General features: G+C 63.1%; 15 protein-coding genes. 8 read left to right on the forward strand and 7 right to left on the reverse strand.

The genetic code is table 11. The annotated features are described in order from the left end of the window. Position 1: 1 nt before the first annotated feature. Positions 2-922, reverse strand: a complete 921-nt coding sequence (locus BQ8794_RS07600) for a LysR family transcriptional regulator (protein ID WP_077374975.1) — start codon at positions 920-922, stop codon at positions 2-4. Positions 923-1,060: 138 nt separating this feature from the next. On the opposite strand from BQ8794_RS07600, the gene BQ8794_RS07605 reads away from it, so the two are divergent. The 4 genes from BQ8794_RS07605 to BQ8794_RS07620 all read left to right on the forward strand — a co-directional run bounded on the left by BQ8794_RS07605 (position 1,061) and on the right by BQ8794_RS07620 (position 5,434). Next, entirely contained in the window at positions 1,061-2,278 is a 1,218-nt protein-coding gene (locus BQ8794_RS07605; protein ID WP_077374978.1) for a urate hydroxylase PuuD, read from the forward strand. Positions 2,279-2,280: 2 nt separating this feature from the next. Beyond that, positions 2,281-3,594: a guanine deaminase gene (gene guaD, locus BQ8794_RS07610; RefSeq protein ID WP_077374981.1), complete on the forward strand. Its 1,314-nt coding sequence runs from the start codon at positions 2,281-2,283 to the stop codon at positions 3,592-3,594. A 74-nt stretch (positions 3,595-3,668) separates the two neighbouring features. Further along, entirely contained in the window at positions 3,669-4,172 is a 504-nt protein-coding gene (locus tag BQ8794_RS07615) for a heme-degrading domain-containing protein (RefSeq protein WP_077374984.1), read from the forward strand. Beyond that, a complete protein-coding gene (locus BQ8794_RS07620; protein ID WP_077374987.1) occupies positions 4,169-5,434 on the forward strand; it encodes a glycerate kinase type-2 family protein in 1,266 nt (421 codons plus the stop codon). The genes BQ8794_RS07615 and BQ8794_RS07620 overlap by 4 nt, the downstream gene beginning before the upstream one ends. A gap of 3 nt (positions 5,435-5,437) precedes the next feature. On the opposite strand, the gene BQ8794_RS07625 is transcribed toward BQ8794_RS07620, so the two are convergent. The 5 genes from BQ8794_RS07625 to BQ8794_RS07645 form a co-directional block, all read right to left on the reverse strand. After that, positions 5,438-6,160: a UdgX family uracil-DNA binding protein gene (locus BQ8794_RS07625; protein ID WP_280174564.1), complete on the reverse strand. Its 723-nt coding sequence runs from the start codon at positions 6,158-6,160 to the stop codon at positions 5,438-5,440. 86 nt (positions 6,161-6,246) lie between these two features. Further along, entirely contained in the window at positions 6,247-7,668 is a 1,422-nt protein-coding gene (locus tag BQ8794_RS07630; protein WP_077374993.1) for a glutamine synthetase family protein, read from the reverse strand. Between the two features lie 13 nt (positions 7,669-7,681). Beyond that, entirely contained in the window at positions 7,682-9,064 is a 1,383-nt protein-coding gene (locus BQ8794_RS07635; protein WP_077374996.1) for an aspartate aminotransferase family protein, read from the reverse strand. A gap of 68 nt (positions 9,065-9,132) precedes the next feature. Then, a complete protein-coding gene (locus tag BQ8794_RS07640; protein WP_077375239.1) occupies positions 9,133-10,107 on the reverse strand; it encodes a WD40 repeat domain-containing protein in 975 nt (324 codons plus the stop codon). Between the two features lie 295 nt (positions 10,108-10,402). Then, entirely contained in the window at positions 10,403-11,479 is a 1,077-nt protein-coding gene (locus tag BQ8794_RS07645) for a CobW family GTP-binding protein (RefSeq protein WP_077374999.1), read from the reverse strand. Positions 11,480-11,676: 197 nt separating this feature from the next. Here BQ8794_RS07645 and BQ8794_RS07650 point away from each other — a divergent pair, with 197 nt between their 5' ends. Both BQ8794_RS07650 and BQ8794_RS07655 read left to right on the forward strand, forming a co-directional pair. Further along, positions 11,677-12,408, forward strand: coding sequence for an intradiol ring-cleavage dioxygenase (locus tag BQ8794_RS07650; protein ID WP_077375002.1), 732 nt, complete (start codon positions 11,677-11,679; stop codon positions 12,406-12,408). Positions 12,409-12,629: 221 nt separating this feature from the next. Further along, positions 12,630-13,100, forward strand: coding sequence for a MarR family winged helix-turn-helix transcriptional regulator (locus BQ8794_RS07655; RefSeq protein ID WP_023796815.1), 471 nt, complete (start codon positions 12,630-12,632; stop codon positions 13,098-13,100). A 16-nt stretch (positions 13,101-13,116) separates the two neighbouring features. Here BQ8794_RS07655 and BQ8794_RS07660 read toward each other — a convergent pair whose 3' ends face one another. Then, positions 13,117-13,995, reverse strand: coding sequence for an AraC family transcriptional regulator (locus BQ8794_RS07660; RefSeq protein ID WP_077375005.1), 879 nt, complete (start codon positions 13,993-13,995; stop codon positions 13,117-13,119). Between the two features lie 35 nt (positions 13,996-14,030). Between BQ8794_RS07660 and BQ8794_RS07665 the strand changes: the two genes are divergently transcribed. Together BQ8794_RS07665 and BQ8794_RS36975 are read left to right on the forward strand one after the other, a co-directional pair. Then, a complete protein-coding gene (locus tag BQ8794_RS07665; protein ID WP_077375008.1) occupies positions 14,031-14,438 on the forward strand; it encodes a DUF2000 family protein in 408 nt (135 codons plus the stop codon). 35 nt (positions 14,439-14,473) lie between these two features. Next, the gene (locus tag BQ8794_RS36975; RefSeq protein WP_280174562.1) at positions 14,474-14,596 is read left to right on the forward strand and encodes a hypothetical protein; all 123 of its coding nucleotides are present in this window, start codon (positions 14,474-14,476) and stop codon (positions 14,594-14,596) included. Positions 14,597-14,713 lie beyond the last annotated feature (117 nt).

The following is a 14,713-nucleotide window of genomic DNA, read 5'->3' on the forward strand; positions in this document are numbered from 1 at the left end:
CTCATTTGCCGGCCAGAATATCCTTGATCAGCCGTTGGCAGCGCTCGGCCATAAAATCGAGCAGCAGCCGCACCTTCGGGTCCTGCAGCTTCTTGTGCGGGTAGACGGCGGCGAACTGGACCGGCGTCGGTGGCGTGTCGGGCAGGATCGCCTTCAGCCGCCGGTCGCGGATGAACGGCTCGACCTCGAAGCGCGGCTTGTTGATGATGCCGCGGCCCGACAGCGCCCAGCCGGTCAGCACGTCGCCATCGTCGGTGTCATAGGGTCCGTGCACCTCGAATTTCCGCGGACCGTCGGCCGTCTGCAGCGTCCAGACGTATTCGCGCGCGCCGGAATAGCGCAACATCAGGCAGTCGTGCTTCTTGCCGATCAGTTCCTGCGGCTCGGTCGGTTCGCCGCGCGCCTCCAGATATTTCGGTGCCGCCACCAGCACCCGCTCGCACTCCATGATCCCGCGCATTCTCAGGCTGGAATCCTCGATGATGCCCAGTCTGAACGCGACGTCGATGCCTTCCTTCATGATGTCGACATTGTGGTCCGAAAGCCTCAGCCGCACCTCGATGTCAGGATATTTGTCGTGGAAATCGGGGATTCCCGACGCCACCAGCCGCCGGCCGAGGCCAAGCGGCGCTGTCACCTTGATGGTGCCACGCGGCTGGCCGGAAAGCGCCGAGACGGCGGCTTCGGCCTCGGTGATCGCCTCCAGTACCTGCTTGGCGCCGGAGTAGAACACGGTGCCGTGCTCGGTCGGCATCAGCTGCCGCGTGGTGCGATTGAACAGCCTGACACCGAGATACTTCTCGAGCTCCTTGATGCGGTTGGAGGCGACCGCCGGCGAAATGCGCATGTCGCGCCCCGCCGCCGACAGATTGCCAAGCTCGACGACGCGAACGAAGACGGCGATGTTGTCGAGATAGGCCATGCGGCTTTGGAACTCTCATGCGTTGCGCAGAGATAGCCTAGTATTTTCCATTTTTTTTTGAAAGTCATCATGCCGCTCGGCCCTTTCCGTTTGCGCTCCAGTCCGTAAAGTCACCCAATCGGCAGGGACGACTTTTCAATGTTGGATTTCGCGATTTTCTGGGACTGGCTGAGTTTCGCCGTGCGCTGGATGCATGTCGTCACCAGCATAGCCTGGATCGGCTCGTCCTTCTATTTCGTCGCGCTCGATCTCGGCTTGCGCCAGCGTCCGGGCATGCCTGTCGGCGCCTTCGGCGAAGAATGGCAGGTGCATGGCGGCGGCTTCTACCACATCCAGAAATATCTCGTGGCGCCGGCCGAAATGCCTGAGCACCTGACCTGGTTCAAATGGGAATCCTACGCTACCTGGCTGTCGGGCTTTGCCATGCTGTGCGTCGTCTACTATGCCGGGGCGGACCTCTTCCTGATCGATCCCAACGTGCTTGCCATGTCGGTGCCTACAGGCATCTTGCTGTCGCTGGCGACGATCGGCGTTGGCTGGGTGGTCTACGATCTCTTATGCCGTTCGCCGCTTGGCAGGAGCGACACCGGCCTGATGCTGGTGCTCTATGGCGTGCTGGTGTTCATCGCCTGGGGTCTTACTCATCTGTTCACCGGCCGCGCCGCTTTCCTGCATCTTGGCGCCATCACCGCGACGATCATGTCGGCCAATGTCTTCATGGTCATCATCCCGAACCAGAAGATCGTCGTCGCCGACCTGATCGCCGGCAGGAAGCCAGATCCGAAATACGGCAAGATCGCCAAGCAGCGCTCGCTGCACAACAATTACCTGACGCTGCCCGTTCTGTTCCTGATGCTGTCGAACCACTACCCGCTGGCGTTTGCTACCCAGTTCAACTGGGTGATCGCCTCGTTGGTTTTCATCATCGGCGTGCTGATCCGGCACTATTTCAACACCATGCATGCGCGCAAGGGCAACCCGACCTGGACCTGGCTGGCGGCGGCCGTGCTGTTCGTCGTCATCATCTGGCTGTCGACCGCGCCGAAAGTGCTGACCGGCGAAGTCAAGGCGTCCTCGGCGGCACAGGTCTATGTCGCCTCGGCGCATTTTCCCGCGGTGCGCGACACGGTGCTTGGCCGTTGCTCTATGTGCCATGCGCAAGAGCCGTCCTACGAGGGCATCTACCATGCGCCGAAAGGTGTGATGCTCGACACGGACGCCGGTGTCGCCGAGCAAGCCCGCGAGATCTACCTGCAAGCCGGCCGCAGCCACGCCATGCCGCCGGCCAATGTCACCCATATCACCGACAAGGAACGGGCGCTGCTGGTGGCATGGTTCGAGGAGGCAGGGAAATAAGCATGACCAGCACACTCCTGCGCGGCCGCACGCTGTCCTTCCTGCGCTGGCCCGAGACCGTCGACGACCATTCCGCCTGGCTTTACGAAGACGACGGCGGCTTGCTGCTCCGCGACGACAGGATCGTTGCCGCGGGCGCCTATGCCGAGGTCGAGAAAAAGGTTGATGAAGGCGTAAAAAAGATCGACCACCGCCCGCATCTGCTGCTGCCGGGCTTCATCGACGCGCATGCGCATTTTCCGCAGATGCAGGTCATCGCCTCCTACGGCGCCGAGTTGCTCGACTGGCTGAACACCTACACTTTTCCCGAGGAAACCAAATTCCAGAACGCGCAGCATGGCCGCCGCGTCGCCAGACTGTTTCTCGATGAGATGGTGCGTCATGGCACGACGACAGTCGCCGCCTATTGCTCAGTCCACAAGGAGTCTGCCGAAGCGTTCTTCGCCGAGTCGCATCACCGCAACATGCTCAACATCGCCGGCAAGGTGATGATGGATCGCCACGCGCCGGAAGGGGTGCTCGACACGCCGCAATCGGCCTATGACGACAGCAAGGCGCTCATCGCCGAGTGGCATGGCAAGGGGCGCCAGCATTATGCCATCACGCCGCGCTTCGCCATCACCTCGTCACCCGAGCAGTTGGAAATGGCGGGCGCGCTGTGCCGCGAACATCCTGATCTGCACATGCAGACGCATCTGTCGGAAAATCACGCCGAGATCGCCTTTACGCTGCAACTCTACCCGCAGGCAAGCGACTATACCGATGTCTACGAGCACTATGGGCTGCTGGGACGCAAAAGCCTGTTCGGCCACTGCATCCATCTTTCGGAACGCGAGGCGGATGCGCTTTCGGAGACGGGCTCGGTCGCCGTGTTCTGTCCGACCTCGAACCTGTTCCTCGGCTCGGGCCTGTTCGACTATCAGCGTTACCGCCGCCGCGAAAAACCACTCCGCATCGCCACCGCCACCGATGTCGGCGGCGGCACCAATTACTCGATGCTGCGCACCATGGATGAGGGCTACAAGGTGATCGCCCTGAACGGCGAGAAGCTCAATCCGTTCCAGTCGTTCTGGCAGCTCACCCGCGGCAATGCCGAGGCGCTGTCGATCGTGGAAAGGATCGGCACGCTCGACCGAGGCAGCGATGCCGACATCGTCGTCCTCGACGCGCGCGCCACGCCGGCGATGCGGCTGCGGATGGAGACGGCGGACACGCTGGCGGAGGAGCTGTTTCTGCTGCAGACGCTGGGCGATGATCGCGCCGTGCGCGAAGTCTACGTCGCCGGACGGGCGGCCAAGACGGATATGGCGGTTTAGCTATCCCACAAGTCCCGCTTGACCCAGCGGCAGCCATCGGTCAAAGCGTGCCGCGACGTTGATAGGGGAACGACATGGCCGTTGCGGACGATATCGCTCTGATCCAGAAACAGGAAGCCGAGCTTGTCTTCTCGGTCTTTGACGAAGCTGTCGCCTTCAAGATCGGCTCGACGATCCGCGACCGGGCACTGGCCCAGGGCTTGCCGATCATCGTCGACATCAGGACCTTCGACCGGCCGCTGTTCTACGCGGCAATGCCGGGCTCGAACGCCTCCAATCCGGACTGGGCGCGGCGCAAGATCAACGTGGTGCAGCGGTTCCTGAAAAGCACCTACCGCATGGTGCTGGAGCAGCAGCGTCCCGACCGCAGCTTCAAGCCGGGCGAGGGGCTCGACATATCAGACTATGTGCTGGCCGGTGGTGGCTTTCCCATAACGGTCAAAGGTGCCGGCGTGATCGGTGTGATCGCGGTCTCGGGTCTGCCGGAACGCGAGGATCACGGCGTCGTCGTCGATGCGCTGTGCAGCCACCTCGGCGTCGACGGGCGCGAGCTGGCACTGCCGCCGGAAGCAAAATGACAGAGATCGATCCCAAGACCTTCCTCGCCGCCATCTTCAATGCCGCCGTTGCCGCCGCTGATCCCCAGAGGACGATCAGGGATCATCTGCCGGCAATACCGAAGGGGCGCACAATCGTCATTGGTGCAGGAAAAGGCTCGGCGCAGATGGCGGCGGCTTTCGAAAAAGTGTGGGACGGGCCGATCGAAGGGCTGGTCGTCACCCGCTACGGCTATGGCGCGGCATGCCAGCGCATCGAGATCATCGAGGCGGCGCATCCGGTGCCAGATGCCGCCGGGCTCGAAGCGTCGCGCCGGCTGCTCGAAAAGGTGCAGGGCCTGACCGCGGACGATCTGGTCGTGGCGCTCATCTCAGGCGGCGGCTCGGCGCTGCTGCCGGCGCCCGCCGAAGGTCTGGCGCTGGCTGACGAGATCGCCGTCAACGAGGCGCTGCTCGCCTCCGGCGCGCCGATCGCCGCCATGAACACCATCCGCAAGCATGTTTCCACGATCAAAGGCGGCAGGCTGGCGGCAGCTTCCTATCCGGCAAAGCTGGTGTCGCTGGTCGTCTCCGACATTCCCGGCGACAATCCGGCGCTGGTGGCTTCCGGCCCGACCGTTCCCGATTCCGGCAACCGCCAAGAGGCGCTGGCATCGATCGCCGCCTATGGCATGAAACTGCCGGCCTCTGTCATGGCGCATATCAATTCGCCGGCCGCCGATGCGCCGCGCGTCGATGATCCGCGTTTTTCGCGCAACGAAGTGCATCTGATCGCCTCGGCCGGCGTCTCGCTGGAAGCGGCCGCAGCCGAAGCCAGGCGCCATGGCATCGAGGCGGTCATCCTCTCCGATTCCATCGAGGGCGAAGCGCGCGAAGTTGGGGGTGTCCATGCGGCAATCGCCCGTGAAGTCGCGACGCGCAACCGGCCTTTCCCGAAGCCCGTGCTGATCCTATCAGGTGGCGAGACGACGGTGACCGTTCGGGCGAAGGGCAAGGGCGGTCGTAACACCGAGTTTCTGCTCGCCTTCGCCATCGGCATCAGCGGTATTGGGGGCGTCCATGCACTGGCCGCCGACACCGATGGCATCGACGGTTCGGAGGACAATGCCGGCGCCTTTGCCGACGGCTCAACGGTGTCGCGGATGCGGGCGGCAGGCGTCGATGCCAAGGCGATGCTTGCCGGCAACAATGCCTGGACGGCATTCAAGGCCGTCGGCGATCTCTTCGTGCCCGGCCCGACCGGGACGAACGTCAATGATTTGAGGGCAATCCTGATCAGTTAGGGGTCAGGCGGCCATCAGCTTTTTCACCGCCTTCATGTCCTGCAGGAACCGCTCGCGTTCGGCCTGTTTGTCCGCCGGCTCGCGAATACGCAGGATGAAGGACGGGTGGATGGTGACGAACACAGGCAAGCCATCGTCCCGATCCACGACCGCGCCGCGCATCTTCATGACCGGCACGACCTTGCCGAGCAGCGCCTGCGCCGCCGTTGCGCCGAGCGCCACCGCCAGATTGGGCTTGATCAGATCGAGCTCCTTGTCTAGCCACCAGCGGCAGGCCTGCACCTCGCCGGCATTCGGCTTCGAGTGGATGCGCCGCTTGCCGCGCGGCTCGAACTTGAAATGCTTGACCGCATTGGTGACATAGACTTTCAGCCGGTCGACGCCGGCATCGTCCAGGATGGCGTCGAAGACCTTTCCCGCCGGACCGACGAAAGGTTTACCGGCCAGATCCTCCTGGTCGCCTGGCTGTTCACCGACGAAAACCACCTTGGCCCTGTCAGGCCCTTCGCCGAACACGGTCTGCGTTGCGTTGCGCCACAGCGGGCAGCGGCGACAGGCCTTCGCCACTTCGCTGAGTTCGGGAATGGTGCTTGCGCCATCGTCTTCCGCCGTCTCAGGCAATTCAGGCTTGGGCCAGCGTCTTGCCTGTACCTTGGCGTGGTGTGGAGAATTTGTCTGCATCCTGGCGATCATGGCTGATGCGGCCTTGCCCGCTGCTGCGATCAGATGCGGAATGAGCGAAGCCCCCGAAAGGTTCCTTCAAATAGCCGGGACCTGGCCTTCGCCGGGCGAATGACCGGCGATGCGATGCCTCACACCTCGTGCAGATAGAGATGATAATCCAGTTCGCTGACCGTGCGCGCCACCCGCAGATATTCGGATTGCTTGATCGCCACGAAGGTCCGGTGCAGGTCTTCCCCCAGCGCCCCTTTGAGGAATGTCGAGGCCCTTGCCGCCTCGATCGCCGCACGCCAGTCCACCGGCATGGTGGTGCGCGTGATGGCTGATTCGTAGCCATTGCCAGTGGTTTCGGGGCCTGGATCGAGGCCCTCATCGAGACCTTTGACGATGCCGGCCAGCACGGTTGCCGCCACCAGATAAGGGTTGGCGTCGACGCCCGACGACCGGTGCTCGATGCGCCGGTTTTTCGCATCGCCTGCCGGCACGCGCAATGCCACCGAGCGGTTGTTGACGCCCCAGGTCGGCGCCACCGGCGCATAGGATTGCGAAACGAAACGCCGCCATGAATTGGCGTGCGGTGCAAACACCAGCATCGATTCGGCCATGGTCTGGATGAGCCCGCCCAGTCCGCGCAGCAGCGGCAAGGACCAGGTCTCGCCGCTGGCTTCGGCAAAGACGTTGTTGCCGGCTTTGTCCTGTAGCGAGACATGGAAATGCATGCCGGAGCCGGCATATTTCTCGATCGGCTTGGCCATGAAGCAGGCAGTGACGCCGTGGCGGCGCGCCTGTGCCCGCACCAACCGCTTCAGCATGACGAGGTCGTCGGCCGCCCGCATCACGTCCTTGCGATAGTTCAGCGTCAGTTCGTACTGGCCGGGCGCGTATTCGGAAATGACCGTCTCGGCCGGGATGCCTTGCACCTTGGCTGCGGCATAGATGTCGGAAAACAGCGGCTCCATGCCGTGCAGATGGTCGACGGAATAGACCTCTGTCTTGGCCGAGCGGCGGCCGTCGAGCACCGCGTGCGCCGGCTGCACCTTGCCGTCGGCGTCGCGCTCGTTGGCGAGCAGGAAGAATTCGAGCTCGAAGGCGCCGGCCGGATGCAGGCCCTTGGCCGCCAGTATCTCCACCTGCCGGCCCAGCGCCAGCCGCGGGTCGGAGGACATGGGCTGACCATCGAGATGGTACATCGCCATCAGCACCTGGCCGCGCGGCGGCTGTGTGCCGAACAGCGGCACCAGCGTGCCGGGGATCGGCCATGCCCGCAGGTCGCCGTCGCCCGTCGTCCAGATCAGTCCGGTCTCGTGCACGTCCTCGCCGGTGATGTCGAGGCCGAGGATCGAGATCGGCATATGCCTGCCGCCCTCGAAGATGCTCATCAACTCGTGCCGGCGCACGATCTTGCCACGCCCGACGCCATTGGCGTCGGTCAGCACGATGTCGAACGCTTCGATCTCGGGATGGGCGTCGAGAAAGGTTTGCGCCTCGGCGGGCGTCGAGCCCGAAGGGGAGGCGATGATGGCGTTCAAAGTCTGCTTGTGCGCTTCTCTCATGTGCAAGCTTGTCTCATGCCGCGAGCCTTGCCGCAACCGCGCCGAAGGCGGTGATCAGGCGGTTCACCTGGGCAGCGCTGGTCGCCGGCGAGATCAGCATCATGTTGTGGAACGGCGCGATCAGCACGCCGCGATTGACCAGCGCGACATGGATAGCCGCTTCGAGCGTCGGCGCGTGCGCTGTTTCCGCCTCGCCGCCATTCCTCAGCGGGCCGGGTGCGCAGATGAACTCGACGCGGGCGCCGACTCGGGCAACATGCCAGGGGAGGCGGTAACGGTCGATGACGGCGGTCAGCCCGGCGTCGAGCCGCCGCGCCAGATGGTCCATATGGCGATAGTTCTCGTCGGTCATCACCTCTTCGAGCGTGGCGCGCATGGCTGCGAACTGCAGCGGATTGGCCGAGAGCGTCGTGCCCATGCCGGAATAGCCTGGTTCCTTGGTCCTGACATAGTCGGCATAGCGGGTGGCGACGCCGTCGCTCATGCCCCAGACGCTGGCCGGCACGCCGCCGGCGATCGGCTTGCCGAGCACGAACAGGTCCGGCTGCAGGCCGTGTTTCCTGGTGTAGCCGCCCGGACCGGTCGAGATCGTGTGCGTCTCATCGATTAGCAGCAGGGTGCCGGTTGCGCGGGTGAAACGCCGCAGCGCCTCGTGGAAGCCGGGATCGGGCAGCACCATGCAGAAATTGGTCAGCACCGGCTCGGTGACGACACAGGCGATTTGCTGGTCCCGGAGTGCTGTCTCAAGCGCCGGCACATCGTTGAACTCGACGACATCGGTAGCCCGGGTCAGGTCGCGGAATTCGCCGGCCAGTCCTGGGCGGTTGGCCGGTCTGCCGTCGACCAGGCGCACCATCGTCTCGTCGACCGAACCGTGGTAGCAGCCATTGAAGACCAGGATCTTGCCCCGGCCGGTGATGGCGCGGGCGACGCGCAGCGCGAAGCGGTTGGCATCGGTCGCCGTTGTCGCAATCTGCCAGAACGGCAGGCCGAAGCGCTGTTGCAGCAGCGGGCCGATGGCGAGTGCATCTTCCGAAGGCAGCATGTAGGTCAGGCCGCGTCCGGCCTGCCTACGGATGGTGTGGGCGACCGGCGGCGGCGAGTGGCCGAACATCGAGCCGGTGTCGCCGAGGCAGAAATCGTCAAGCCGATTGCCGTCGATGTCAGTGATAGTGGCACCTCTGGCGCTGTCGACCAGTATCGGGAACGGCGTCGGCCAGTCGTTCATCCAGTGCATTGGCACGCCGCCGAAGAAGCCCGGCAGGCCGTTGCCGACCTTGGCTGCCGATTTCGGCCGCGCCTTGCGGAAGGCTTCGGCCTCGGTCTCGCGCAGATCGGCGATGCGAGCAGTGCTGATGCCACCGATCGCCGTCTTTGAATGGTCGATTGTATGCATGAATGCCCCTCTCATGCGTCATAGGGAAATAGGGGAATGTGTTCCTACTCCCGTACTCCCCTACTTTCCTAGGCCGAAATATCGATGACGCCGCAGTCGCCGGCGGCGCTGCCGAAGGCGACGCGGCGTTCCTCTTTGTCCCACATCATCGAGGTGATGGCGCCCTTGCCCGGTCGGCGCAGAAGCACCTCCTTGGCGTCGGCGAAACGCACCGCCATCACCATGCCGTCGTCATAGCCGACGGCGACGACATCCTGACTTGGATGGCAGGCGACCGAGGTCACCATGGCGTTGCCGCGCGTGCCGAGTTCCAGCGGCGCCTTGCCCATCGGCCCGTCCTTGCCCGAAAACGGCCAGACGATCGCCGCCGGGGCTCCCGAACTGGCCAGCCATTTTCCCCTGGGCGCCCACGACAGGCTTTTGACTTTGCCGGGATAGCCGCTCATCCGCATGTGCTTGCCATCGGCGAGCTTCCAGCCATGCAGCGCGTTCTCCTGCATGGTGGTGACGAGGAAGGCGCCGTCCGGCGAGAAGGTGATGCCGGTATGGGCGCCGGCCCATTCCAGCTCGACCGGCTTGCCGTTCGCCGCCGGGAAATGCAGCGTCGCGCCATTGTAGCGGGCGACGCCGAAGCGCATGCCCTTGGGCGAGAACGCCAGCCCCTCGACCGAACGCGGATGCAAGAATTCCTTGGTCTTGCCGTCGGCGAAACGCACGAAGGCGATCTTGCCCGAGGCATAGGCGACGGCGCCTTGTGGTCCCGCGGCGACGCTGGTGATCCATTTCTTCCCGGCGCTTGCCAGTTCTGCCGCATTGCTGCCGGCGGTAACGGAAAAAATCTTGCCGTCCTCGCCGCCGGTGATCAGCCGGTCGTTGGCCGCATCGTGGAAGGCGGCGAGCAGCCCGTCATTGGCCTGCGTCGTCTTGTGGCCGTGGTCCAGCCGATGGATTGTGCCGTCGGCCAGTGCGAAATGCGGTACGTCGCCAAGGAAAACGGCGGCGATGCAATGTCCCTGGAGATCAAGCGGGGCGACTGTCGGCATGGGAGATTCCATTCGAGATTGGTGTGGTCGCCCTGCCGCTGCGGAGGAATCATTAGCGCGGCTAGGTGCGACGCGACCTTCTCCCCTTGCGGGAGAAGGTGGATTGGCGCGTAGCGCCAAGACGGTTGAGGGGTGTTGGACGAAGCGCAGTTGGCGCCAAGCTGGAACACCCCTCATCCGACCGAGCGAAACCTGTGATCGGGCTTGCCGGAGGCAAGACCCGTGGGCTCGGCCACCTTCTCCCACAAGGGGAGAAGGAAAGAACGTGCAGCGCTAGCGTTATAAGGCCCGAAAATCAAGCTGCCTGGCAGGCATCAAAACTCTTCTTCAGCCGCTCGGCGTCGAGTTCGCGGCCGATGAAGACCAGCCGGCTCTCGTGCTTCTCGCCGTCCTTCCAGGCGCGCTGGTGGTCGCCCTCGATGATCATGTGCACGCCCTGGATGACGTAGCGCTCGTCATCGCCTTTAAGCGCGATGATCCCTTTCAGACGCAGGATGTTCGGGCCTTCCATCTGGGTGATCTTCTCGATCCAGGGGAAGAATTTTTTCGGGTCCATCTCGCCGCCGCGCAACGACACCGACTGCACCGTCACGTCATGTATATCGGACGGGTGCGCGTGATCATGGTGGTCATGCCCGTCATGGTGATGATGCCCGTCATGATCGTGATGATCATGGTCATGATGATCATGGTGATGATGGTCGTGGTCGTCACGCGCCTCGAGGAAATGCGGATCGTTCTCCAGCGCCCGAGAAAGATCGAAGGCGCCGCGGTCGAGCACCTCGGACAGCGCCACGCCGGCGCGCGTGGTACGATGGATCCGGGCCGCCGGGTTGATCGCGCGGATCGTCGCCTCGACCTTGCTCAGTTCCTCCGGCGTGACGAGATCGGTCTTGTTGAGCACGACGACATCGGCAAAGGCGATCTGATCCTCGGCTTCGCGGGAATCCTTCAGCCGCAACGGCAGGTGCTTGGCGTCGACCAGCGCCACCACCGCGTCGAGCCTGGTCTTGGAGCGCACGTCGTCGTCCATGAAGAAGGTCTGCGCCACCGGCACCGGATCGGCGAGGCCGGTCGTCTCGATCACGATGGCGTCGAAGCGGCCTGGCCGGCGCATCAAGCCCTCGACGACGCGGATCAGGTCGCCGCGCACCGTGCAGCAGACGCAACCATTGTTCATCTCGTAGATTTCCTCGTCGGATTCCACGATCAGCTCGTTGTCGATGCCGATCTCACCGAACTCATTGACGATGACGGCGTAGCGCTTGCCGTGGTTTTCCGAAAGGATGCGGTTTAGCAGCGTCGTCTTGCCGGCGCCAAGATAGCCGGTGAGAACGGTTACGGGGATCTGCGTCGTCTGTGCATCGCTCATGTTGGGCCTCGAAAAGGATTGTTGGCTCCATATAGGATGCATGCCGTGCTTTTGCACGTGGCAACCGATGGGCCAAACGGGTCGCCAACATTGCCGGGCTTTCCCAACATTGCCGGGTTTTCATTGGCGTTGGCTGGTCTCACCGACTAGATAAGCCCAAGGCAGCTTGCTCGACAGAAACCAAAAAGAGGCGCCGGATGTCCGATAACCCGACCTCCTTGCCATTGAGCCGGCGCCAGGCGCTTGGCCTCATTGCCGTTAGCGCGGGCGGCGGTGTCTTTCTGCCGGGCATCGCGCTGGCTCAGCAGGCGTCGCCCTATGCCGGGCTTGCCCTGTTCGATAGCGGCGCCGGCGTCTGCGCGATCACACCGGAAGCGGCCGAGGGCCCGTTCTATTTCGACCCGAAGCTCGAACGCGCCGATATCACCGAAGGCAAAGCGGGCATTGCCCTCAATCTGCGGCTGCAGGTCGTCGACGCAGGCTGCCGGCCGCTTGCCGGCGCGCGGGTCGATATCTGGCATTGCGACGCCCAAGGCCATTATTCAGGCTATCCGGGACAAGGCGACGGCCAGGATGTCGATACGTCAGGCCAGAGTTTTCTGCGCGGTTGGCAAGAGACCGATGACAGCGGCATCGTCTCGTTCGCCACCATCTATCCCGGCTGGTATCGCGGCCGCACCACCCACATCCATTTCAAAGCCTTCCCCAACGACAATTCGGTGATGACCGGCCAGCTGTTTTTCCCCGACGGCCTGAGCGAACAGATATTCACCACTGTCGCGCCCTACACCGACCGGTCCGGCAAGCGGGATACGTCGAACGCCAGGGACGGTATCGCGCGGCGCGCCGGGCCGCTTTCGCAGGCGGCGCTGCGCGAGGTGGCAGACGCCTACCAGGCCTTGATGATCGTCGCGGTGAGGGCTGATTGAGTCCCGCATCGGGTGTGCGGCGCTCCTGCCGAATGCGTCCACCTGCGCTGGAAAGTCGTTTGTCATCTAACTGAAATAAACATCTGGCATTAGCCACGGCGGACACCGCATTGCTTGCCGGCAAAGCTGTTTTTGTAAAGCCGGATCTTTTTGATCGTCCATTGCCAACCGGGCGGCTGCCGCTATGCTGTCCACACCGGTTCGGCCGAAGAGGGATAGCCATGGCCAAGGCGGACAAGACTGCGACAATGAGCCGGCTGCATTCGGCGGCGCGGCTGGCGCGTACGGCACTCGCCGCGCGGCTTTTGGCGCACGGCTTCTATGCCGGCCAGGACCAGATCATGCTCGCGCTCGACCGTGAGGACGGGCAGACGCCCGGCAATCTTGCCGGTCGCCTCGGTGTTCGCCCGCCGACCATCACCAAGACCATCAACCGGCTGCAGGCGCAAGGCTTTCTGGAAAAACGCGCTTCTTCCGCCGATGCTCGCCAGGCCCATATCTTTCTGACCGACACTGGCCGCGAAATCATTCATGCCATCGAGAAATCGGTGAAGAAGACCGAGAAGCAGGCGCTGAAGGGGCTCGATAAAAAGGACCAGAAGGCGCTGTTCAAGCTGCTCGCCCGCGTTGAGGCGAACCTCTCGAACGGAGAGATGGTTCTCGTCGATGATGAGATCGACGCCGACGAATGATCCGCGGCTGACGCCATCAGGCAGCCGCTGCTGACGATGCATGGACCAATGCCGACCAGCGGCCCGGCGTGACACCGAACGCCTTCTTGAAGTGCCTGCTGAAATGACTTTGGTCGTTGAAACCGGCCGCTATTGCGATCTGCGCCAATGACTCGCTCGCCTCTATCATGCGGCGTGCTCGCTGAAGCCGGCGCATCAAGAGAAAGCGGTGCGGACTGGTGGAAAAAGCGGCACGGAAATGCCGCGATAGGGCGTAGCGATCCAGCCCAGTGATCGCCTCCAGCTCCTCGGAACGGACGGTACGGAAAACATTTTCTTCCAGATAGTCGCGTGCCAGGCTGACAGCCCGCCACGCTGTCCTTGGGATCGGTTTCGCCGGCAGGCCTGAATGCCGTGCCAAGCTTTGCATCAATTGCGCAACGAAGTCGGCGATAAACAGATCGTCCAGCTTCTGGTCCAACGGCCCCAGCGCCGAAAGCAGCCGCGTGCGGAAAACAGGATCCGTCACCACGGCATTGCTGACGAAAGGCAGCGACGCGCCTGTCTGATCGAGGCAGTCCAGCACGATGGACGGCTCCAGATAAAGCATCCTGTAACGCAAACCGTCTTCAGTGCCGGCGCCGCCATCGTGCAATTCGTCGGGATGGAGCGCGATAATCTGGCCGGGCAGGCTGTGATGCGTCGCGCCGCGATAACGGAAGGTTTGGACGCCATGCAGCGTCACGCCGATGGCGTAGGTATCGTGACGATGGAGATCGAAGGCGGTGCCGTGGAACCGGGCCTCGATACGCTCCATTCCGACGCAATCGGGCGCCGAGATCACGCAGTTCTCAGCCGCGTCAACGCACAAACGTCCAAGACCCTGAAAGGCCTCGCCATCTAGACCGTGTGACATCGCTTCATTCACAAACCTCGAATGGCAAATGTCTCATGTTCGACACGAAATTTGCAATCGTGCTGCAGGACGACCTTCCCGTCTGGCAAAAGCTCAACGTCACCGCGTTCCTGACCAGCGGCATCGTCGCGCAGTATAGCGACATCATCGGCGAACCCTATCGCGACCGCGCCGGCAATATCTACAATCCGCTCTCGATCCAGCCGATCATCCTGCTTTCGGCCGATCGCTCGACGCTCAGTGCGATCCACCGGCGGGCGCTGGAGCGCGGTGTGACGACCTCGCTCTACGTCGAGGAAATGTTTTCGACCGGCCACGACGCGGCGAACCGCGCCGTCTTTGCCGAATTCGCACCCGACGATGCCAAGGTCGTCGGCATCGCGCTGCGCGCCGAAAAGAAGCTTGTCGACAAGCTCACCAAAGGTGCCCGCATGCATCCCTGATGCATATCGACACTGGTTCATCCTGTTGATGCTCGGTGTCCTCGGCGCTCGTCATCGTCGCCAGCGGCTTTTGTATCGTTCATCGCGAGCACCGGCTTGGCGTGCGCAACCGCGCTGCCCTCGACGTCGAGGTGGAGGCGCTGGCAAAAAAACTTTGATTTGTTTCAGAAGGGTGGCATAAGGCCGCGTTTAAACTGTTTAGACCATGTTCCCGAAAACGGGCATCCGGTTTTCGCTGGAGATCATGGATCAGCTCTAGATCGTCGGGGGAGCGC

It is taken from the genome of Mesorhizobium prunaredense (assembly GCF_900156895.1).
GTDB classification, from domain to species: domain Bacteria; phylum Pseudomonadota; class Alphaproteobacteria; order Rhizobiales; family Rhizobiaceae; genus Mesorhizobium; species Mesorhizobium prunaredense.